Here is a 23,998-nt window from a genome sequence, read left to right as displayed (position 1 = left end):
ACAATAAATGTATAAAATTGCGACATGTTAAACTTCTTCTATTCATTAATAAAAATACTTCAAAGGATTCTTGATGACGATCACTTCTCTTCTATCCATCTTTTTCTCGAAACGCAAAAAAGCAAAACTCCGTAAAGGAATTTCACTTTAGCTATCAGTTGAGAAAAAAATCCTATAAAGTTTAAGGGCTGCGGCGTACCGTTTCACCACTCAATAAATTAACTTTTTGATCATTGATTGAAATCGTGTGGTTATCGACCCATTCCAAGTCTACCTGATCCGTCTTTCCCTCATAATAAAATACTCTTTTAAACCAAAGTGGGCCTTTTAATTCCCCCATAACGCCAAACGATCCCATGGCTCCAGCGTCAGTTTTATAGAAACTTATTGTATAGTGCTTATCTGGTGAATGCGTAGTCGTTAGTAATTGTTTTGATCCTGAAAATATCGATGTAAATGACAAAGCACCCAAAAGGATGAAGATCAATACTAAGGATAGAACCGTTGAGATCCAACTTCTTACCTTAGTAGACTTGTTCGATTTATCTTTGAAACCAAGTAAAGCTAAAGCCAGTCCTAAAATAGAAAGAATTAGTATTACATAGTTTGGAGGACTAACTAGCCATTTATTATTCATATGAGAATATAGTGAGTACATCGAAACAAAGTACAAAATCAGGACTAAAAACAAAGCAAGCCAGCTCATTTTTTTCACTAAAATTGAACCCCCTCTTCCCACAAATAGGTTACACTTAGTGAACCTGAATGTGTCACCCATCTCCATCCCTGAATAAATACAGAATTAAATATTATGTATGAAAAGCCACCAAAATCATTCATTTTTAATAGGACACTCGTTTATTGATCAATCATCACAAAATCTACTGAATAATTCATATGTTCACTTACTCATCACTTTTTTTACATACTTTTCTGCCTTGTAATCTTTTCGAACCTCATGTAGCGTGTTGCTATTCGCTTCCGACCAGGATTCAAGTATCATCCTCGGTTCCGCTTCAATGATGTTACGCGCCTCAATCATATCAGCGTCTCTAAAAGCCTCAATCACATGAATTAAGTCAGTTCGATCAATCAACTTTACAAAGTTAATACCAGCTAATGTCTCACACGATTCTGTGAAGTGGGATGAAGTAATTACGATTGCTTTTTTAGCCTTGTAATATCTCATGCAAGAAAAGACCTCTTGTACAGCGCTGATTCCGACTGGATACTCTATTGAGTATCGCTTTGCTTGGATGACATTTCTAACACCTTCCCGATCAGTGAAAACAACGTCAGCCCCAAAATCGCGACTTCCTAACGTTTTATAGACCCCTGAATAGCCCAACTCAATTAACAATCTGTACAAGTACATCTCGAAGCCAGAGCCATCTTCCATCCTGTCTATATCAGCGATAGTAATAGCTTTTAAGTCGTAATTCTCCTCATAAAGCACCGCTGATCTCTTGTGTTTGCGTGTCAAACTCAGAATCCAAAGGCTAAGTACAACAATTACTACTACGAATAATACAAATAAAATATAGATCATTAGCTCTACCTCCATTACAACAAACTAGCACAATAATACCACATTTTTCTATATTGGGAATTAATTATTTTATTGGATAAAAAGAACTTGGAACGAGTAATAACGCCGCTATAGAACCCTTCAATAAGTCAATGTTTTGACTAACAAAAACCCCCTGTCCACAATAACGTGAACAGGAGGCTTCTATAATTATGATGTTCCAAAATCAACTCAACGTAACGCATAACCTTGTGTAACAATCTTGTACCCCGATACCGTTTGGCTTTGACCCTGCAACGTGTCCTTAACCCGTTCCAGAACATCGCTCTCATAGACGGAGGCACATTCGAACCCAGTTTGCACGTTCAATTCAACGGGTTCTGAGTTCAGATTATACCAGCGAGCAATCAAATCTCCGGTTTCCTCTGCAATCTTCAATGTGGAGAATGCCAGTGTCGAACTTTGTGCATTCCATGCCAGCCATTGCTTCGAGAGAGGTAGTTCCACCTTCTGCCCATCAGCTCCGGCATGACCTTCCCGCTCAAACGTGCGTGCTAATGCCCCCAGCTGTACAGTCGTCCACGGAATCGGATACACATATGCGGATGCACATGCACCTGACTGCGCAGCATCACCAGCAAATGGAATAATCGCATATTCCACCCGCTGAGGTCCCAGACATTGGGCTTCCGGTGTTTCAAACACACCCCAATCTCCCAGTTCCGAAGAGGCACGTAGCAACGTAACCGCAATCGTACTGCCCTCTTCACGCTGCAAAATCTCGTATTCATTCAGCCCTTTGTTTGCAATCATTAATCCATGGTCACCATCGGTCACATGTACAAACGCTTGCTGATGCTGCGCATTACTCGGATTCACCCATTCTTTGGCCGGTGTATTGGAACGTTTGGTAATTTCAAAAATGGAATCTGCATAATGATCCTCTGTCACCAATCCGGATGGAAAGAGTGCGCGCAGTCGATGATCCTTGGCCTGATTGTTAAAGTCAGACTTTACCTTGACCATATTACTGCCTGCTTCCAATGTATACGTTGTTGTGATCACCAACGGAACGGTGTTCTTAACTCGCTGCGCCTTTCGTTCTGTAAAAGGAACCATTTGGCGTTTCTCCAGTTCGAACAGTTCATCTGCTCCAGCAGGAATATCCCAGCGTAATACACTCTCCATGACTGCACGATACGGAGATTGCTCTACGATCCGCAGGTCTGCCTTCAGATGCTCCGTGGTCAGCGTTATTTCTCCATCAGGTTGACGGTAGACATATTCATTGCCGATATCACCGGTATTCTCATATGAGTTCAACCCCCTGTATATAGCACCAGAGACTTTATCTTCAATTGTTGCCGTACCATTCTCTTCAACCGTCACCCGCAATTGACCGTTCTCCATCATCATTCCCTGCACCTCGATGACGTCGCTCGTATAGGGCATTTCAGCAATCTCTGTTTGCTCCTGAACGGGAATGAGAGCATATGTCTTATAACCCAGCGAAGGTACATCCACCGCCTGGAAAGTAACTCTTACTTTACGAGCCATATAAGGCTGTCGGAAGCGATCTTTCGGAAGTTCATAGCCGAAATGTGCACCCAGATCCTTGATTTCCGCCGAATACGTGCGTCCATCCGAATCAACCAGCTGATACACTGGCAGTGCATCTTTTTCCACCTTCTGCGCAAGCGCTTGAGGATTAGGACCTTCCGGGAAAAATGCTTTGTCCACAATCAGGTCCATCTCAATGATTCCATTTCGATTCCATCCACTCGTGTTGAACACAGTGAACAGCACCGCTTCCTCTCCCCAAACCTCAGCAGGTTGCACATGAATGGACTCAGCAATCGCTTGCGCGCTCTGGGAAACCAATTTTTCTACAAGCTGTCTGCTCTTGGCGAAGCGGGTCACCATCTCACGGTGAACCTCATCCACACTGCACCCACAGATGCTATCATGTGGGTGGTTCTGCATCAGTATCTTCCATGCATGCGTCAATAGATGATGCGGATAATCTTTTACCCCGGCTATATGGGCCATGGCGGCCAGTGGTTCGGCTACTTTTTCAAGCAACGTCTGCCCTTGCTGATTCAACTGTTTCAGATAAACCCTTGCGGATGCTGTATTCACCAGTGTTCCCCAACCATCCGTGTGCTGACTGCGAAGCTCGCCCTCAATAGTCGCCAGATGCTCAGGGACATCCTTCGTAACCGCGTCAATGTAATCGTCAAAATTGGAGTGGATAAATTCTACATCAGGATACAACGCAGCCGCCGTACGTAAAGCCTCAGGCAGATCCGTCTGGATCGGCTGATGATCACAACCATTCATGAACAACAGATGTGGGGTCGAGGCAAACTTCTCGGCATCTTCCAGATTTTTATCCCAATAGGCTCGGGCTTTCTCCGAATCAACCGGAACCTCCATCCCATTGCAGTACCAATTCGCGAACAAAATGCCGAGCACTTCCGAACCATCCGGCGAACGCCAGATCATCTCGGAATAGGGAGATTCGTAACTGTCTGCATCAACCACCGCATTATTGAAACCCGTAGGCTTTACCCCACGCCCAAAGATCGCGTTATGAATATCCGCCTGTTGCAGAATCTGCGGTGCCTGTCCCATATTTCCGAATGAGTCTGGGAAGTATCCCGTCTTGGATATCACACCCAAAGGTCGAGCATCACGATGACCGATGAGCAGATTACGCAAGTTGGCCTCACTGCTGGTCAGAAACTCATCCTGTAACACATACCATGGACCAAAATGGATGCGTCCTTCACGAATATAACGGTCGAGCCTCTCTTGTTGTTCGGGCCGAACCTGCAAATAATCTTCACGAATAATCGTCTGCCCATCCAGATGGAAATAGCGATATTCCGGGTCCTGATCAAGCGTGTCCAGCAGTTTATCCAGCAGTTCAATGAGAAGAACATGATGATGTTCATAAGGCATATACCATTCGCGATCCCAATGGGTATGCGAGATGAGATGTGCCGTTTTTTTGGTTGTCATGTTGCGTACCTCCTGTCATTAACCTTTGGTTGCCCCGCCCATGCTGAATCCCTTGGACATGTAACGCTGGGAGAAGATGTACAGCACAACTGAAGGCATTGTATAAAGTAGTGAAAATGCAGCCAATCTTCCATATTCAACCATACCGTGGCTGCCGAAGAATTGATAGATCGTGACCGATGCCGGAAGTTTCTCCGGTGTCTGGAGCAGGATATATGGCACGAAGAAGTTACCCCAACTTCCTGAAAACGTAAATATCGCTATCGTTGCAATACCCGGCAACATCAATGGCGCTACAATTCGTCTCAATCCGTTCCATACGGACGCACCGTCAATCCATGCCGATTCTTCCAGATCAATGGGCACCGAATCCATGAAGTTTTTCATCATCCAGATGCCGTACGGAAGTGAGGATGCCGTCAGGAACAACATTGTGGCGATGATGCTATTTTGCATTTTGAAGAACAGAAACATCTGAAATACCGGAACCATCACGGCAGTAATCGGAAGAGCTGTCATGAACAGAATGGATAACAAGAAGCTTTTTTTGAATCTCATTTCGTAACGGGATAAAGGATACGCAGCAAGAACCGATACCAGAACAACCAATATCGCTTGCCCGCCCGACAGAATCAGGCCTACACCGAATGAACGAAGATTGCTCGAATCCCCGAGTACATCCTTGAAATTTTGAATGGTCCAGGTACTGGGCATTTTGATACCCTGTTGCGCGTTCGGGTCAAATGAAGCCAGAATGATCCAGAGCAGCGGCAATAAAAAACAGAGCCCCAGAAAAACTAGAATCCCGTACTGGATTTTGCGTTGAAGCCCATGTTTGACCATAGGGATCGAACCTCCTTCATGGTTACACTTTCACTTTCATGGATCGCATGTAGAACAGGCTGGCGATAATACCAATGAACAACAGAACCAACGAGATGGCTGTGCCGTATCCAAATTGATAGTTCACAAAGGCCTGGTTATACATGAAGATCGGCAAGGTTTGTGTCGAAGTACCCGGGCCACCACCGGTCATCGTATAGATTAGCGTGAACACACCCAGTGTCTGTAGGGTAACCAACATCATGTTGGTCACGATAGACCCTTTTACCATTGGAATCGTAATGTGTCTGACAATCTGGAACCCAGTGGCACTGTCAATAATCGCAGCTTCTTCAACTTCCTTCGGGATATCATCCAGTGCCGACTGATAGACCATCATCGAAAAGGCTGTGCCGTGCCAGATATTCGCGATAATGACACTCACCATAGGGAAACTGAACAACCAGGAGACTGGATTCGCCCCAAACCAGCCGAGGATCTGATTCAATGAACCATTGTCACTGAAAAAGGCTACCATACAGAATGCCACAACAATCTCGGGTGTCACCCAACCGGCAATGACGATGATGCCAATGACCCGGCGGAACGTCACATTTTTCTCCTTCATTAGAAGTGCCAGAATGAACCCAAGCAATACCTGACCAATCACTGCGGAGAAGATGAGAAAGACCAGCGTACGCCAGACACTAATCCGGAAGTCCGGATCATGGAACATATTAATGAAATTCTGGAATCCAACAAACTCCAAACTCTTGGCTGCCGCCCCCGTCAGAGCCATATTCGTAAAGGCAAAACAGATCGTCAGAATGATGGGAACAATGAAAAACACAAGTAATAACAGTACGGAAGGCATGAGAAACAGAAATGAACCTGGTGCTTTCCTTTTCATAAGTCACTCTCCATTCGAACCGGAAAAAGGGGAGATTGTGCCTCCCCCTCCGAATATATCGATATCCTTATTTCTCTTCGATGCTGTCCGCGCCAAGGGAACGGGATACGTTGTCCTTCAATTGTGTAACTCCCTCTTCTGGCGTCAGCTTGCCAGAGGCAATACTCTCAACAATGCTTTGCAATTGTGCGGATACCGCTGCATATTGATCGTTCGCTGGACGGAAGTGGGCCACATTCAAGAGTTCCTGTGCTTCTTTGGTATATGGACGATCCGTATAACCTTCAACTTCAGTGGAATCATTACGCGGACTGAGGCTGCCTTCCGCTACAACACGAGCAGTCGCATTTTCCTTATTCATCAGGAACTCGATAAATTTCCAAGCCTCTTCCTTGTTCTTCGCTTGTGCAGGAACAGACCAAGCCCACCCTCCGGACATCGTAGTTGCTCCAGGCTCTTCCCCATTTTGTGTTGGGAATGGTGCAAAGCCTATTTTCTCTTCGACGTTGGCAATTGGAGCAGCACCGTTCTCGGCCCATGTCGAACCTGCCCAGCTACCATCTACAGCCATCGCCAGTTTGTCTTGTGGGAACTGTTGCTGGAATGCAATACTGCCAGCTTGTCCATTCAAGGCAACCTGCATGGTCGGACCTGTTTTATCCGTGTTAAACACTTGATCTATGAATTTGAAGGAATCCAGCAGCCCCGGGCTGTTAACGACCCATTTCTTGGTGGTGTCGTCGTACAGCGTATCCGCCGTACCATAGAGCAGCATTTCCAGCGTTTGCATGGTGACACCTTCACCGTTTGCTTTGCCCACGATCATATTAAGCGGTGTCACACCTGGCAGTTTTTGCTTGATGGTACGTGCTGCTTCGAGTACTTCTGCCCAACTTGCAGGTTTGAATGGAACTTCAAGTCCCGCCTGTTGAAACAGTTCCTTGTTGTACCAGATTCCGCGTGTATCCGAGGTAGCCGGAACGCCATACACTTTGCCGTCTTCTCCGGTAACCCCCGCCTTCAGGTTATCGATAATATGTTCTTTCCAATCGGGCCATCCCTGAACCTGTGTATCCAGCGGCTCCAGATATCCCGCAGCAGCATCGGATTTGATGATGGATGTATCTTCGGCAATAACATCTGGCGCCGTGTCAGGCGATTTCATCTGTAAAACCATTTTGGACGTATAATCACCCTCACTTGCCAATACAGGCGCAATGTTGATTTTGATATCAGGGTTTTCTTTCTCAAATTGATCCACCAAACCTGATTGGAAGAATTTCGTAAGTGTATCTTCAGATCCTGAAGAACGGAACGATACGGTTACTTCCTTCTTGCCATCACTGGTTGTGCCTGTGCTGGAACTTCCACCCGAACAGGCCGTAGTTAGAATAAGCAAGGATGTCATAACTGCTGCTACCGGCATTTTCAATGATATTTTTCTCATGATTCGCTCTCCTCTTTGTCGGAATTCAACGAACTCCGAACGTTATGATGTACTCGCAGGTTATCTCTTGCTTCCCTATCTATTTCTGTACGCGGAATCCGCAATAATCCATAATCAGTTCACTAAAGAGCATGTTGGACCATGAAAACCATGGACGTGTATATTCATGTGGATTGTTGGCCGAAAAACCTTCATGGGTCAGTCCGGTATCCGCATCCGTCTTATGGATGAGCTGAAGCAATCGTAGTTTTTCATTGCGATCCTCTGTAGTCAGCCCCTGCATCGATAACGCGATATGCCAGATGTACCCTTCCGGTGTATGCGGACTACCGATTCCCGCTGCAGCTGTTCCCTCATAAAAATACGGGTTGTTCGTGGATAAAATGAAACGGCGTGTATTCTGATACACCTCGTCGTTCTCCTCCACATATCCGAGATAAGGCAAAGACAGCAGACTTGGCACATTGGCATCATCCATCAGATTGTGATTGCCTTTCCCATCCGTTTCGTACGCATATATGGTTCCATATTCCGGATGTTCAACAGTGCCATAATCCTGAATACCTTTGTTGATCTGTTCCTCCAACTCCTTAGCAGTTGCTGCCAGCGATTCATCCTCGAGCACAGCTTCAGCAATTTCCTGTAGATATCGAAGCGCCACAACGGCGAACATATTGGATGGAACCAGATAACCATATTCACAACGATCGTCGCTGGGACGGAATCCCGACCAAGTCATGCCGGTGTAGGCTGTTTCAGAACCTCGTCCCTCTCGGCTGAGTGTATCGGTTTCGGGAGCATCCAGTCGTTGGAACGTGTAGGGTGATTTCGTCTCATGATGCTGTTCCACTTGCCATAACTGCATGATAATCTGGGCTGCTTTGCGGAACGTATCATTGAATTGAGTTGTTCTTCCCGTGTTCTTCCAAAGGAGATAACTGAGCTGAATCGGATAAGCCAGAGAGTCGATCTCATACTTCCGTTCCCAGATCCAATCATTCATCTGCGTCAGATCTTCCTGATGTCCTTTCCCACTCTCCGTCTCATTAAAAGCGTTTGCATAAGGGTCCAGCAGAATATAATTCAGTTGACGTTCAACCAGTCCAGCGATCATGTCGGCGATATCTTCATCCTCTGAAGCGAGAACCAGATAAGGTCTGACCTGAGCAGCAGAATCACGTAACCACATGGCAGGGATATCTCCTGTAATCACAAAAGTTGTTCCATCTTCTTTGCGCTGAATTGTGGTCGCCATCGTATTGGTAAAACAGTTTTTGAACATTTGGTTAAGTTCCGGATGGTCCGGCATACGTTTGTTAACCTGATCAACCATGTCGTATATCGAGGGGGAAATTTCTTGATTATTTCTGGGTGTCAGCATGTTGTCCTCCTTATGTAATCCAGTTTGTTAACCGCTTTCATCATCCTAAAACGAATATAATGTTATGTCAATATATTTATTTGTATATTAGCATGTTATTCTCATTTCGTCGCACTAAATAGTATACCAATTAAGTTAATGTTCCCCTTTTTTATCCACAACAAAAAGAGACCTCGTTTCCACGAAGTCCCTCTTTGAACACAATGATTATAAAGCCGCTAAAACTAACCCTTTTGTTTCACCATACTTGTTGATTTACCCTTCACCAAGCGGGCAGGCAAAACAACTCTGTTCACTGCCATTTCGTTGTTCTGCATACTTTGAAGCACCATCTCGAATGCCTGTTTCCCCATATCAAACTGGCTTTGTCTCATATGTGTTACACGGCTTCCTTCGGCAGCGTTTGGACTGTCAAAACAAATGATGGACATATCTTCCGAGATCCTCAGACCAAGCTGATCCGCTGCCTGTTCTGCAAGTAAAGCAATATGATACTCCGCAGCAAAGAGTGCAGTAATCTGGGGGTATTTCTGTAAATGTTCCACCAGTGTCTCCACATCACGGACCTCGACTTGAGGATCGAACACACTAGGCAATGTCGAAAGAAAAGATTCTAACCACAGTTCCCTGTTCACCAGCACACCTTGATCATGATGAGCCTCAATGATGCCTTCAATTCGTTCTTCAATCGGTGTAGTGTTCGCCGGAGGCTGCGTCAGAAAAGCGATATGTCGGTGACCGAGATCGAACAAATAATTCATCCCTTCTCGCGCCGCGCCTACGTTATCCGTACTTACAGATGAAGCCGGAATACCTTTGAGGTAACGGTCAATCAGGACAAACGGGAATTTGTTAACAACCAGTTTAAGAATTTCATCGCTGAAATATTCACCCTGTGCCGGGAAGATAATCAATCCATCCACTCCCAGTTCCAGCAGTTCCTGAATACTCTGTTCCTCCTGCTCGGGAATCCCGAAGGATCGTCTAAGTACGAGAAAACAATCATGCTCTCGCGAAGCTTCTTCCATACCATACAACAGTTCTGTACCATACATATCACTGAAGTTAGTAATGACCAGACCAATGAGCAGCTTCTTCTCCGGATCTTTAACCGCAGCACGCGGAGCAGGTCTGTTAGGTCTTTCTTGCAACACATCTGCCGTGTCGGCTACAAAAGAACCTCGTCCCGGCTGACGAACAATTAATTGTTCACTCGCCAGCATCTCAAGCGCTTTTTTAGTTGTAATCCGGCTAACTCCGAATTCATCACATAATTCCTTCTCCGAAGGAACACGTTCACCCACTTGATATTGATGAAGCTGTATCCGTTCGCGCAAGGATTCAAAGATCTGTTCATACATCGGCTTGGATGCCGAATCTTTCCCCAATACAAGCACCTCCATAAATACCCATACTTCTCATGTTCTACATCCTAATATATCATGTTATATCATTAATGTGAAGAAAGGAGACAACTCACCTGCTGTCATGTGAGAGCAAAAGAAAAAGCATCCCAATGGATGCTTCATTTTCTAAAGTTCATTATTAAATTTATTTGGCGTAGATATCCCATTTAAAAATTCATTCATTTCTTTCTCCAACTCTACAGTACTTGTATTTTCAAATATTCTCACTTGTGTTCTCATCGTTCATCTCCCTAACCATCTAATAATGACTTAAGGGATATTATACGTCTTTGATGCATTTAGGTCGCATATCAAACTTCGCTGTGTATCAGGGATAAATGATTTGATAGCCGAGTAATCTTAGGCGTCAGATATGAATTGATACAAAAAGAAGCCGATAAACGCTGATACCTCGGCTTATCGGCTTCTTGCTTAGATGGTCAAAACGTAGTTATCATCCATTTCACACTTTGCATAATTAAGGTTGCAGACCCTCAGCAGACGGTGGATCTACTTCTGTTTCAGTCTCTTCAGGGCTCAAATCTGGTTCTGGAACGGATTGTTCTTGTGCTGCGCTGACGAACAATCGTCCAGCTGCTTCAGCCTCTACTTTGTTGCCTGCTGCATCCTGAGCTCGAATCACAATGACTCCAGCATCCAGAACAAGGGATGAAGGTGTTGTGTACGTACCTGTGTAACGACCAGGTTCAGTCTCCACCAATGGAATCTCTCCTGCCCCTTGGGCATTCAGATTCAAAGGAAGCTGAATCCGGAAAGAGGCTTGCAGACCAGGTTTACTGTCAAATGAAACGGTAACACTCTCTCCTGATGTGATTCGAACATCCTCAGCCGGAGTAATATTCGTAAGTTCTGGCAACGCCGTTTCCACATAGACGGTGCGTGTTACGGTTGTTTTGTTACCAGCGATATCGGTTGCTGTAATGGTAATTGTGTTCTCGCCTTCATTGACCAATACACGGTGACTGAAACTTCTGTCTTTACCCACTTGTACGGTTTGTCCGTTAACGGTTACCTTATCGAGGAATTGTTCCACGACATTACCCGTTACGTGAACAACTTCTGCATTGATGCGATCCCCCTGAGCTGGCGTAAGAATCGTCAATTGTGGTTTTGTCTGATCCAGAATAATGACAACGGGGAGTGAACGGTCGGTCGTTTTTCCGTCCACCACTGCCTCCGCAGTAATCGCATTAATGCCAGAACGGAGTTTCACACCGTATGAGAACTTCCCATTTGCCACCGTTGTGGTGCCAGCCAGATCCTTGCCGTTGTAGATCTTGATTTGAGCTCCAGATGCTGGAGACGTTCCCGACACAGTGAAAGTCGATTGATTCGTATACGTGTTTGCAGGTACTGTGAGCACAGGTGCATTTACCGGATATCTCACGACTGCTCGAATCATGTAGTTGCCTTCTTCTGCAGGTGCAGTGCTCCAGGCCCCACCTACACGCTGCCAGCTTCGACCTGCATTCGTACCATTCTCATCGGTAGCCAATCCCGGAGCACCAGTTCCGGCTACACTCTGTACATACACGATATAGAAATCACCCGTTACGATAACTGGTTCCGGGAATTCAACGGATGTCCATTGATCGTTACGAAGTGCAGTACCATCGAATGGTCCAGCCAGCTGTCGTCCCGGAGCTCCACCGGCACCTGATGCATCATAGACGGCATATTGGAACGCTGTACCTCCTGGTACGGGCCATTCGGTGTTCCAGAAACGGAACGATGCACCCGTAAGCTGTGCAGTTTCCAGCTCAGGTGTCATTCGAACCGCCCAAGCATTATCCGCAGCTACAAAAGCTCTTGCATTTTCTGCTGTTCCATCATCATAAGCAATTTCCCCAGGGAAACCGATGAATGGTTTCAAGGCAACATTTGCCTCAGCCGTACCATTACCAGGGACAGTCACAGTAACCGTCTTACTGTAATAATCAGCAGCCCGGATGGACAGGGTATAACTTCCTTCCAATACCTGAATAACAAAGCTGCCATCTGAACCTGTGCGAACTTCACCTACCTTGGCATCTTCCACCACGAGAACGGAAGCATCAGCCAGTGGTTGTCCTGTCCGCTCATCTGTTACAACACCTTCAATCTGTCCATGCGGGATTGCCTCCAGATTAAAGTTGGCTTTGGCTCCACTGCCATCGGTGATCGTTACCTGCTGAGTTCGAGGATAATATCCATATGCCTCCGCTTTTAACGTGTAATCACCTGCAACGTGTGTGAAGCTATACTTGCCTGTAGCTGAATCTGTCTTCACCGAACGTCCGGTTTCCAGTACGGTAACCGTTGCACTTGCAGGCAGGCTTTGTGGATTAACCGAACCTGTTCCTGGTTTTTCAACTTCCGGTTGTTGCTGTTTCGTTTTGTTGAATTCCGCTTTGTCTGTCCGCGAAATTTTGTACCATGGATTATCATAGGACGGTTTCGGTTTGTCACTGTTAAGCACAACCGCACTGTCCTCCGTTACCGTCTCCGCAGCAACACCCAGTACACGGAAATCATCAATGAACCAGCCTGTCTTCACAACACTGTTGTCTGAGGTCAGACGGAACCGGAATTGAACTTCATTACCGGTAAGTGCATCCAGATCATAAAATACGGGTGTCCATTGTTTACCGTTTGTACTATGTGAGAATTTGCCCAGTTCTGACCATGTGGTTCCACCATCCTTGGTGACTTCCACATACCCATAGTCGTATCCGCTCTCAATCTCGTACCAATGATTAAACGTGAGTGTTCCTTCGGATACATCCGTCAAATCAATGACCGGAGATACGAGTGAATAGTTGGAGCCATTCTCGTACGTATTGTCTAGATCGGTCGCCCAGACATTCGGTGGAGAAACCGCGCTGGCAGGTCCCGTTACCGGAATGCCGCGTTCCCACTCATCTTTGGTTCCTGAATGAGTCCAACCATTATCATCACTACCATCGAAATGATCGATGTAGATATCTTGTGGCACTTCTACTGTAATGGAGACCTCGTTCGATTTGTCACTTTCATTGCCACTATAATCAAGTGCGGCAACGGTATAGTAATACGTCGAATCTGTCACCGTAGCCGTATCTGTAAACGTTGTTCCTGTTGCAGATCCAATGGATTCATAACCTGTACCTGCGGTTGTGGAGCGATATACCACATAGGATTCGAGATCCTCATCGCTCGGACCAGTCCAGCTCAAGGCTACATTACCAAGAATATCGGCCGTCGCAGACAATCCGGCAGGAGCGCCCGGAGCAATCTCATCCAGTTCTTCTACAGCGAAATCATCAATGTACCAGCCAGCCTTTTGCACTGAATTATCACTCGTCAGATTGAACTTGATGAACACCTGCTGTCCCGCGTATTCGCGAAGATCCACATATTGTGTCTTCCAATTGCCACCTGTACCCGTGAAGGTTAACAGCTCTTCGAACACATAATCGCTATCCTCGGAAGCGATGTATACCTTGCCGAAGTCGATGTTATTCTCCAGGTCATACCAGTGCTTGAAGGATAATAACGCACCTTCTGGACTCTCGGTTAGATCAATAGGCGGCGCAAGCAGATATGCATTGCTATTCGCCACATAAGTTCCTTGCAGATTGGTTGCAATCACCTTGTCACCGGAGTATGCACTTCCAGGACCACTGCTTGGTGCTCCCCATACCCAGGTACTTCCGGTTCCGCCAGTCGTGAAGCCCAGCTGATCTTCTTCAAAATCCTGAAGATATCCTGGCTGAACACCATTAGAGACAGCCACTTTATATACCTGACTTTCGAATCCGTTGTTGCCGTAATCATTCACGCGGATATAATACTCCACACCTTGCGGTTCAATAAGAAAAGCAGGGATTGTCGCTGTATACGTCCCATCTTTGTTATCTCCAGCAATTCGATTCATCGGCAGATAGACGTACTGGTTGGTACCTGTCGTTTTGGCAAAAGCCTCGACGGAGACTACCGCGACGTTATCTGTCACATGAGCGGTTAATGGTATATCAATGCCTGTAAAGGCTGAATTGACAGGGGTATGTGCCAGTACCGGCTCTTCCAGATCATCTCCGGCTGTAACCACTCTGCCGGATACCGTGCCAATTCCTTCGAGTACAGAACCCACAGCATCAAGGGCATTAATAATGCCGTGACCGTAGCCGTTATTAGGAGATGTCGGATACTGACTATCCGTTCTCGGCGTGGCTGTATCTGTAATGATCTGCTCCAGCTGATCCACTGTAAGGGAATGATTGGCCTGAAGCAGCAGTGCAGCAAGCGCAGTTGTATGTGGGCCTGCCATAGACGTTCCGTTCCAGCCTCCCTCATATACACCGCCCGGAACTGCTGAACGGATATTCACACCAGGGGCAGATACTTCCGGTTTGATCTCATCATACGGGGATGGACCCAGCAGGGAGAACGAAGCCAGATTTCCGTTGATATCGGTTGCTCCTGTAGCAAAACTTTCAGGGTAGTTGGCCGGGTTAGCAACAGAACCAGGTCCGCCAGGGTTACCCAGTCTCACATTTCCTGCGGAGAATTCCGGGAAAATCTGAGCATCTCGCCAGGCTTGCACCATCGGTCGGAACCATTCATCCAGTCCTGCGCCTCCGCCCCACGAGTTGTTTACCACATCCGGTGCAAGTTCAGGATGCAGATTGCCTTCCGCATCGACTGGAGCGATCAACCACTGTCCGCCATCCAGAATAATGGCATCCGTTGTTTCCGGATTGAATATCCGTACACCAATCCATTTCGCACCGGGAGCAACCCCGATCTGATTGGTGCCATTTGCTTCAGAGCCAACCATCGTACCCATCGTGTGAGTACCATGTCCGTCTTCGTCCGCAGGGAGGGAAGCATTACTGTGCGGATCATACCAGCTCAGTTCGGGATCAACAATATTGCCCGAAGCATCCAGTCCCCGCCATTTGCTGCGAAGTGCCGGGTGGGTATAATCCACACCACTGTCCAGATTAGCAACAACAATCCCTGTTCCATCGATGCCCCGATCCCACACGGCTGGCGCATTGATGTAATCCAGGTTCCATTCCACGTTTTCAGTCGCAAGCTTGTCCTTGGCAGCAGGCTCCTTGTCTTTGACTCCGACTGAAGAGTCTTTAGCTGGCGTTTGGACAGCATCTTTGCCTGATGCCGCATTCGCCGGTTCTTTACTCACTTCGGCTTTCTGTAAGTATCGTGTCTCATTCGGTAGAATCTTCTCCACCTCAGGCAGCAGCGCAATCTGTTCCATGACTTCTTTGGTACTCGTTACTGCCAATGAATTGACAATAAAATAGCTTTTATATTCTTTGACCTTACCCAGGTCAACTTCCTTTTCCAGATAAGTTTCCAATGGATATTGTGTACGCGAGGCTGTTTCTCGCAGAGAGCTGACGACCGAATTACGAACGGACAGCTTTGTGGCTGAAGCCGTTTGTTTGGCGATGGTCGCCTTTTCCAGGGCCTGTTTGGAGACTGCTGCTGTATCCACCTGTTCCTTCATTTTCACCAGATAGGTAACATATTCACTACCTTCGAATTCTTTGGTCAATTTGGCGTTTACTTTGGACTCCGTAACTTTGGCAAGTCCAGATTTCATATCCAATTTGGATGATGTGGAGTTTTCAGCTGAAACCGGATGAATGATCGAAAATGCAAGGAGAAGCGAGAGCCCCATGGAGATGGGCTTGCGTAACCGATTAATCTTTATCAAACTTTTCCACTCCTTTTACCCGGTTTTTTAATTTAGTCTGGTACATATGCCCTTCTCTGCAGAATAAAACGGTAAAATAACCTTTATTGCGGACGAAATAGATGCCCTGGATTTCACATAAAGCCTCACCTCCTTTACAGGTCTGGTTAGGGATCAATATGAGTCAGAAGAGATAACAGATCAGTCTATGTTTTTTTACTTGGAAGTTTAGGAGATTGAATGAATCGGATTAAACCATGTGAGTGAATAGTTTGGGTGTTTGAATAATGCAATGAGAGTGAATGTCGATAAGCATTCATGTGGAAGGGTAATCTGGAGCGTTAGCAGAACGCTTGCTAAGGAGTGGTGGATATGACTTTCGATCGTGATTCGAGTGAGTAGTTAAACATTTTAATTACATATAATAGTCGATTAGGAATTTAATTGGATTTTATTGGTATAGTATAAAATCATTATTCGATATATACAAGCACTTTATTGAAAAATATAGAAAATAAGTCTATTTAATGCTTTTATGTGTCTCATGTCGCTTACACATTTCAGCTTATTTTTCGTATTCCTGCATGTTTTTGATGAATAATAGTTTGTAGTAGTTCTATATAACCAAGACCTGATACTCAAAATTTCAAATCAAGAAAAAGAACGACATGAGAACTCTCATGTCGTTCATATCAAAATTTATATCTCATCATGTAATGTTCACGCCGCCACTTGCATAGCCAACAACGGTATTCACAAGACTAAGTCCAGTTGCCGTTGCGGAGAATACAAGCAGAAGACGTGTCTGTGCAGTCACAGGTATAGCCAATCCGGTTGTTATGCCATTGGAGATACTACCCAATGCAATAATACCGGTGAGTGGAGGTGCCAGTGTAACGACGGCCCCTGGAACCGCAGTAAATGCATTATCAGGTGTAGGTGAACTGAATAATTGCGCAGTGATGGTCACCGTTGAACCGACCAAGGCCAAGGCTGCTGTTGTACTAAAATAGGCAGCAATGGAAGTTATAACGCCATCCCGTGGGACAGAGAACGCAAAGTTAATGAGTGGTCCGACAATCGTTCCCGTTAAATCAATGGTGCCACCCAGAATGCTGACTCCTGTTGCCGAGCTGCCGAAACCGATAAGGCTTGTCGTTCCGACCAGTCCACCAAGAACCGTTGTTAATATGGCAGGTCCGCCAGAAGCAAACGGTATGATGGCGCCCGAACCCGTAGCTCCTGTAACACCAGTGCTGCCAGTTACTCCCGCAATCCCAGTTGCGCCGGTAGCCCCGGTTACCCCAGCAATTCCGGCTGCACCCGTTGCCCCGGTGACTCCCGCAAGTCCAGCTGCCCCAACAGCTCCTGTACTCCCCGTTGCCCCTGTCGCTCCTGTTGCGCCACCTGCTGGGCCTGCCGCACCCGTTGCTCCAGTAACACCTGTCGCACCTGCTGGTCCCTGGGCACCAGCAGCTCCCGGTGTACCAGCTGGACCTACACCACCCTGAGAACCAGCAACGCCTGCCGGGCCTTGTGGACCAGGTACGCCCTGAGGACCCGCTGGTCCTGCAGGTCCTGCCGGACCTTGACTCCCTATGTTTCTAAGCCCTGATGTGATAGCCAATTCGGTCGCCCGGATCAAAATGACCAGTTGATCTTTCTCAGCCGAATCGATATTCCCCTGTAAAACGACAGATAGGAGCACATCCAGCAATTGCTGCAAATTGGTTCCCACACTGATCGGAGAAAATGGAACGGCCTCTGCAGATACAATGGTAAGCTCCAAGACCGCTTCGAGATCTGCCTTGGTTCCCTTTTTCAAATCCGAATGATGAACCAGAGCCAGTAATTTACGCAGTACCTCAATCAGAAGTGAAACATTGTGAGGCGTGGGATTGGCAAAAACCTGTACAATTGCTCCCTTCAACTCACCAATTAATTTGAGAAGCAATTCGGCTTCTTTGTCAAAACACTTATGATGGTGGTTATTGTGGTGGTGATTGTGGTGGTGATGATTGTGCTCGTGATGGTGTTCTTTGTGCTGCTCTTGGGGATGGTCACAGTCCTCAGCTTTTTTTTTCTTAAATCCGCTCCAACCATATCTGATGCGTTTCTTTGGTTTCATCTTTTTTGCAGATCCTCCTTAGTGAGTCTCAATCATTCCATTACAGGCGAACATCACTGATTTGATGATATCAGTATATTAGCAAGAAAGAATTTCGTGATTATTATATAAGTAAGTTTCCGAATTACCGTTTTCAGCTTGGAGCAGCCTCCATTATCATGGAGAGGATTTTGCATGGAAGTCAGCCCTGTGTATAGCCCAACCAAAAGAGCGCTATCCGATGAGTACAATACTCCTGGATGCGCCCTTTTTATATTTACAGTAGTTAATTTATCTTTGTTGATTAGTCCAATTTAATTTTGAAAACAATTGGCGCATTACTTTTCACAGTTGTTGTTGTGATCGTCAGTGCGTCCACTGTTCTCTCCCATTGCGGCTGTTCTTCATAGCCAAGTACCTGAATATCTTGAATGACCCCTTGAAAATGGTGAGAATTTTCCTTCAGGGATTTAATCTGCACCACCCCATTATCTGGATAGGCAAGAACCGTGGCATACAGACTGCTTTCTTTTAACGTAAAACGTATATCTTCACTCGTAAATATCTTCGTATCCCCATCCGTGAATTGCCCTTCCTTCACCTCTGTCGGACCCTCGCCAAACGTACGCCAGAATGACGTGTCATAGATCGCTTCCCCATTCACTTCCAGCCACTTGCCAATGCTCAGCAAAATGTCGCGATCTTCATCCGGTATGCTGCCGTCTGCCTTAGGTCCAATGTTCAGCAGTAAATTTCCGTTTTTGCTTACAATATCGACGAGATCCCGAATGATCTCCTCAGCCGTTTTATAGTTATTATTTTCCGTATAACACCATGAGTTTTTAGCGACAGCTGTATCCGTTTGCCAAAAATAGGGCTTGAGCTCAGCGAACTGTCCCCGCTCCACATCCGGAACGGCACTACCAAACATGTAGGCCTCATGTTTATAATTGATAGCTACAGGCACACCCCACTCTTCGCCTTTGTTATAATAATAGGCAGCAAATTTTTTAAGATAGGGTTTGAACGCAACCGTTTGAATCCACCAATCGAAATAAAAGACCTTTGGCTGATATTGATCAACCAGTTCACAGCAGCGAATCAACCAGTCCTCCAGATACTCCTCAGTTGGAGGTGAGTCATACAAGTCGAAGTGATCCTTGGGTTCAGGCATGGCAGGCCAATAGAAATCCCCACGCTCAAGGGGTTCCTTAATATCTGAATCAAACTCCTTCCCGTGAGACATGAAGAACCAGTGCTCGGCGCGGTGAGACGACACACATAAGGTCAGCCCCTGCTTCTCGTATGCAACCTTCATCTCACCCAGAAGATCCCGTTTGGGGCCCATTTCATATGTGTTATAGTGAGAGATAGAGCTTTTGTACATCTGAAAACCATCATGGTGCTCAGCCACAGGCATAACATATCTGGCTCCAGCCTGTTTGAATAACGTTGCCCATTCATCTGCATCGAACTTCTCTGCACGAAACATCGGAATGAAGTCTTTATATCCAAAGTCCTTATGAGGTCCATACACCTCAAGGTGATGTTCATAAGCTTTGGTGCCTTGTATGTACATATTTCGCGAATACCATTCGCTATCATAGGCCGGTACAGAATATAGCCCCCAGTGAATGAATATGCCGAATTTCGCTTTTGGGTACCATTCGGGTACTTGAAAGGCGCTAAGCGAACTCCAGTTGTCCTTGAATTTACCACTCTCAATCGTTGCTTCAATCTGTTGCAAATATTCGTTTTTGTCCATGAGATGTTCTCATCCCTTCTGTTATTGTCTGTAGTTGTATTGTAGTGCTACGGCCGAAGGATAGACATGCAGAACACTAACTTTTAGATGGACAATAATAACCTTGTATGGAGATGAAAAGTATGAATCACCAAACTTTGCTTACGAACTACCTGTCTAATCTCCAAGTCGAATTATTCATGGTCAACTACAATCGGTGCGATACGGATTGGCGGGATCTTGATTACACACCCGATTACAGCAAGTTTTATTTCATATGCGAAGGTGAAGGTTGGCTCAAGATTGGGGATGAAGAATATTACCCTGCGCCTAATCAGCTTATTTTAATGCCAGAGGGGATCAAACAGTCTTACTCTGCCATTAATGACAGTCCTTTTCTCAAATATTGGTGTCACTTTAGCGCAAAGGTTGGGGGAATCAATTTGTTCCAAATTCTGAAATTCCCACACATCTGTACGATAGATCAACCTGAGTTGATTCAAGCAATCTTCAGCAGTATCCTTACATATGCAAAATCTGATGAAGTCTATGCCCATATGATGGCCAAGAGCAAACTGACCGAGTTACTATCTCACTATCTAATGAATCTGGATCTGGATCAGATCTCTTTTATTAACGTTCCTGTCATGGAGAAACTGTCCAGCATTCTGGCTTATATTGATTCCAACATCGAAGAGAATATTTCGGTTCAGGATCTGGCCCAGATCGCCTACATGCATCCAAATTATTTCATTCGATTCTTCAAGCAGCAGATCGGAGTTCCTCCGATCCTCTATATTACTGGCAAAAAAATTGATAAGGCCAAAGAGTTGCTGGCCTGCACCCCGAACACAATAACTGCCATCGCCGAACATCTCGGTTTCAGTGATTTGTACTATTTCTCCAGACAGTTCAAAAAGCATACAGGGCTAACTCCAACGGAGTACCGCAAACAAAAAACAGTACTGACAACCAAACATAGTCTATAAATAAGCTCAAAGCAGAGAGAGTTCCCTCATTCGGAACTCCCTCCTATAGACTTGTTTCTGTTCAATTCATGCTGAGTTACTTTCTTGAGTTCTCTTAAATAAGCATAACCATAGTTTTGATCCGGCTCAAGATATGCCCCTTCCGCCCACTCATTCCAGGCATTAACAAAAAGATATTCACTTTTGTACAGCGTCCTCGCTCGTTCCATCTGTCTGGACAGATACAGCCCAAACTTCTCTGGGGTGGCCCCAAGCGTACTCTGTCCGTCAACACCTCTCCGCGGTGTATTATCCCAATTGACAAAAGCACCTGGATAGACAATTTCTCCGTTACGGTGTGGTGTTCGTTCGAGAATGGAGGACCATACCTTGTCGTAATTCACAGCAATATGCCGCTGTCCCTTGATGTTCATTCCGATCCAGATTCCATTCATATGTCCATGTGCAAACGTATAATGCGGTTCAAATTCCATACTCGCATCAAAGATCTGACGATTAAATGTAGGGAATCCACCAATGGTCTGCACAAAATGGATCCCTTTCAGGCCATGCTTCAAAGCCAATTCACGCCAAAACTGAATCATTTCCTCACATTGCGGAATACTCGCTGGTCGATAGATCAGAAATAAAGGCTTACCTTGCACTCGAATATATCGTTTGTCCTTAAATACTTTTACCAGATAATTAAAATGTTCTTCCCAATCCTCTCGATCCCCATAGTTCTGGGCCATGAGAATATCGGATTCTTGCCCATCCCATTTTCTTGTCCATGTCTCATTGGCCCAAGACAAACAAAAGGGAAAATCAGGCTCCCCACTTTCCAGAATTTCATTCACTGGTTTTTCCAGCAAACGCTTGCCTTTGAACCAATAATGATAATAACAAAATCCATAAATGCCATGCTGTTTAGCCGTTTCCGCTTGCCACTTTCGTACATCTGGATCGGAAAGATCATAATAGTTCCCCTGAAACGGCTGCTTAGGCTGATAATGACCCGAATATAAAGACGTGGCTTTTTTTACATTCGTCCATTCAGTAAAACCGTCCCCCCACCATCGGTCGTTCTCCTCAATCCGGTGAAATTGGGGCAGATGCAGAGCAATTACCTTCAATCAGAACTCCTCCAATGCAGCAACATGATGCAGCCTACGCTCCTGTGATTTTTGGGATGATTTATATGAAAATGATATCCAGCAGTCGCAATGTTTTTTGTAGATGGGATTGATTATATTTCATGTATGCCAGAGCATGGCTAGCGGCCAGTCTCCTTGCATCAACACTCTGCCAGTAATGTTCAAACTTCTGAGTGAGTTCTTCACAGGAGGTGTATAGTTGAAAGTTACTAAGGTCAATCCCGTTGCTCTGATTCACAGATGGTCCTATGAGCTGAAACGTCCCACATGCGGCAATTTCCATCACGTTTTTGATTGATTCCCCACTATGAATAACCAGTTTGCTTCCGTTATATAACATCTGACGAGCTTCATTCGTATGAACACGCTTGAAATCCCCGATCTGTGCCCATCCCATTCCATCCACCCGAACCTTTTTGTTATCCATAAGACCTGATTTGGCAATAGCGGTGACGATGCCATCCGGTTCTGCATTCCCGATGATATAAACATCCGATTCATACTCCGGGGGAACAGCTTGCGGACAGAATATATGTGGATCAGGCGGCATGAACAGTTCATGACTACCAGTGCTTCCCATATGCTGCTGATCATCGCTTATGTGGGTTGAATGTTGTAAACACGTGATCAAAAATCGGTAGAATAGTTTCGCTTTGATTCACCTGTTGATCGGCAGACAACCAGATTGCCTTCTTCACGGTTGATGTCCTTAATGCTGTGATATTCTCATCCGGCAAGTTTTCTTCGCTTCCGATGACCATAATCAGGTCAACATCATAAGAAGATAAACAGGCTGACACGGATTCGATATATTTAATCTCATTCACATTTCTCACGAGATGTTTCAGACTCTGTTCAATCAGGACGCAATGTGATGACATTTCTCGGTCATTACAAGGAGTAATAAGAAGCACATTTAACTCCTTATAGATCACTTTTGGCACTTCTCGGGTAGGTATGCTTCCCACCTGCATCATTTTCAGCCATTGCTGATTCAGTTCCAATTGTTGTACTTCCATATGTTTACGCATGGATTTGAGTTTCCTGTTCAGAACCACATTCATCTGTCTCAGGAATAACCGGTTCGCATCATGAACTGAACGTTTCTTTTTCGTGGACTTAACCTGCGTTCTTAACTTCTTTCGGATAACAAACCCTCCTGTTCCATGCGAAAACATTCTCTGCCTACAATATGCACGAAATAGTGTTTCGCTAACTCTTTTTTTGCAAAAGGGGCTCTATCCCAAGTATATAATGTGTGGCCACCCGGATCATTCCAGATCTTGTCCTCATAGAATATATGAATACTGTATAGGAGATGATATCTTTGCCAACATTTGATAGTATCCTTGTCACCGGCAATCAGACGATAAATCAAAATCTGCACGTTAATGGTAATCAAACCGTTGGTGTCGATCTACAAGTCAATGGTAGTCAGACCGTAGCAGGCAGCCTTCAAATCAACGCCAGCTCCTCGATTGTCAACCATTTGGGTGTAGGCGGAGTAATTGAAGCTGGAGATAGCGTTAAGGCCGCTACACAATTAATGGCACTTAATCAACCTACTCTTCCAGTCTCCCTACCTGTTTTGCAACAACTCAGATATTACAATCCTGGTGTTGCAGGTCAACCCGGTCTGGTCTTAACAGGGACTGCTGGCAATCAATATATACTGTTCGTTGATGAAAGTAGTGGGACACCCCATCTCGCCATTCAACCCGTATAATATAGCCCTGAATCAGATGAAATTCACCAAAAGAAGCGATATCCGTGTACACTCCGGATATCGCTTCTTTTGGTTTC

16 protein-coding genes are annotated in these 23,998 nt (G+C 45.6%); 2 read left to right on the top strand and 14 right to left on the bottom strand.

Annotation, left to right across the window (positions count from 1 at the left end; genetic code table 11):
* Nucleotides 1-181: 181 nt before the first annotated feature.
* The 11 genes from QNO02_RS13600 to QNO02_RS13550 all read right to left on the bottom strand — a co-directional run bounded on the left by QNO02_RS13600 (nucleotide 182) and on the right by QNO02_RS13550 (nucleotide 20,094).
* Nucleotides 182-706, bottom strand: coding sequence for a DUF5412 family protein (locus QNO02_RS13600; RefSeq protein WP_289392768.1), 525 nt, complete (start codon nucleotides 704-706; stop codon nucleotides 182-184).
* Between the two features lie 195 nt (nucleotides 707-901).
* The gene (locus tag QNO02_RS13595) at nucleotides 902-1,549 is read right to left on the bottom strand and encodes a restriction endonuclease (protein ID WP_289392403.1); all 648 of its coding nucleotides are present in this window, start codon (nucleotides 1,547-1,549) and stop codon (nucleotides 902-904) included.
* Nucleotides 1,550-1,759: 210 nt separating this feature from the next.
* Complete coding sequence (locus QNO02_RS13590; protein ID WP_289392402.1) at nucleotides 1,760-4,552, bottom strand: alpha-mannosidase; 2,793 nt, start codon at nucleotides 4,550-4,552, stop codon at nucleotides 1,760-1,762.
* A gap of 18 nt (nucleotides 4,553-4,570) precedes the next feature.
* Complete coding sequence (locus tag QNO02_RS13585) at nucleotides 4,571-5,395, bottom strand: carbohydrate ABC transporter permease (RefSeq protein WP_076211825.1); 825 nt, start codon at nucleotides 5,393-5,395, stop codon at nucleotides 4,571-4,573.
* Between the two features lie 22 nt (nucleotides 5,396-5,417).
* Nucleotides 5,418-6,284: a carbohydrate ABC transporter permease gene (locus QNO02_RS13580; RefSeq protein WP_036608294.1), complete on the bottom strand. Its 867-nt coding sequence runs from the start codon at nucleotides 6,282-6,284 to the stop codon at nucleotides 5,418-5,420.
* Between the two features lie 67 nt (nucleotides 6,285-6,351).
* Nucleotides 6,352-7,731: an extracellular solute-binding protein gene (locus tag QNO02_RS13575; protein WP_249910818.1), complete on the bottom strand. Its 1,380-nt coding sequence runs from the start codon at nucleotides 7,729-7,731 to the stop codon at nucleotides 6,352-6,354.
* Nucleotides 7,732-7,810: 79 nt separating this feature from the next.
* On the bottom strand, nucleotides 7,811-9,112 hold the full coding sequence (locus QNO02_RS13570) for a glycoside hydrolase family 125 protein (RefSeq protein ID WP_289392400.1): 1,302 nt from the start codon (nucleotides 9,110-9,112) through the stop codon (nucleotides 7,811-7,813).
* A 224-nt stretch (nucleotides 9,113-9,336) separates the two neighbouring features.
* The gene (locus QNO02_RS13565) at nucleotides 9,337-10,509 is read right to left on the bottom strand and encodes a GntR family transcriptional regulator (RefSeq protein WP_353959121.1); all 1,173 of its coding nucleotides are present in this window, start codon (nucleotides 10,507-10,509) and stop codon (nucleotides 9,337-9,339) included.
* A gap of 487 nt (nucleotides 10,510-10,996) precedes the next feature.
* The gene (locus QNO02_RS13560; protein WP_289392396.1) at nucleotides 10,997-16,243 is read right to left on the bottom strand and encodes a S8 family peptidase; all 5,247 of its coding nucleotides are present in this window, start codon (nucleotides 16,241-16,243) and stop codon (nucleotides 10,997-10,999) included.
* Between the two features lie 688 nt (nucleotides 16,244-16,931).
* The gene (locus QNO02_RS13555) at nucleotides 16,932-18,350 is read right to left on the bottom strand and encodes an exosporium glycoprotein BclB-related protein (RefSeq protein WP_289392395.1); all 1,419 of its coding nucleotides are present in this window, start codon (nucleotides 18,348-18,350) and stop codon (nucleotides 16,932-16,934) included.
* A gap of 283 nt (nucleotides 18,351-18,633) precedes the next feature.
* Nucleotides 18,634-20,094 (bottom strand): alpha-L-fucosidase, encoded by a 1,461-nt coding sequence (locus QNO02_RS13550; protein ID WP_289392393.1) that lies wholly within the window; start codon nucleotides 20,092-20,094, stop codon nucleotides 18,634-18,636.
* Nucleotides 20,095-20,216: 122 nt separating this feature from the next.
* On the opposite strand from QNO02_RS13550, the gene QNO02_RS13545 reads away from it, so the two are divergent.
* A complete protein-coding gene (locus QNO02_RS13545; protein WP_289392390.1) occupies nucleotides 20,217-21,062 on the top strand; it encodes an AraC family transcriptional regulator in 846 nt (281 codons plus the stop codon).
* A 26-nt stretch (nucleotides 21,063-21,088) separates the two neighbouring features.
* Here the strand turns inward: QNO02_RS13545 and QNO02_RS13540 are convergent, their stop codons facing one another.
* The 3 genes from QNO02_RS13540 to QNO02_RS13530 all read right to left on the bottom strand — a co-directional run bounded on the left by QNO02_RS13540 (nucleotide 21,089) and on the right by QNO02_RS13530 (nucleotide 23,226).
* On the bottom strand, nucleotides 21,089-22,174 hold the full coding sequence (locus QNO02_RS13540; protein WP_289392388.1) for a glycosyltransferase WbsX family protein: 1,086 nt from the start codon (nucleotides 22,172-22,174) through the stop codon (nucleotides 21,089-21,091).
* Between the two features lie 61 nt (nucleotides 22,175-22,235).
* Nucleotides 22,236-22,775, bottom strand: coding sequence for a CgeB family protein (locus tag QNO02_RS13535; protein ID WP_289392387.1), 540 nt, complete (start codon nucleotides 22,773-22,775; stop codon nucleotides 22,236-22,238).
* Between the two features lie 10 nt (nucleotides 22,776-22,785).
* Entirely contained in the window at nucleotides 22,786-23,226 is a 441-nt protein-coding gene (locus QNO02_RS13530; RefSeq protein ID WP_289392386.1) for a hypothetical protein, read from the bottom strand.
* 287 nt (nucleotides 23,227-23,513) lie between these two features.
* On the opposite strand from QNO02_RS13530, the gene QNO02_RS13525 reads away from it, so the two are divergent.
* A complete protein-coding gene (locus QNO02_RS13525; RefSeq protein ID WP_240767997.1) occupies nucleotides 23,514-23,921 on the top strand; it encodes a hypothetical protein in 408 nt (135 codons plus the stop codon).
* Nucleotides 23,922-23,998 lie beyond the last annotated feature (77 nt).

Source organism: Paenibacillus sp. PK1-4R (genome assembly GCF_030369595.1).
Lineage (GTDB): Bacteria > Bacillota > Bacilli > Paenibacillales > Paenibacillaceae > Paenibacillus.
Note: the sequence above shows the minus strand (reverse complement) of the source record. Positions and strands in the feature narration are given on the sequence as shown.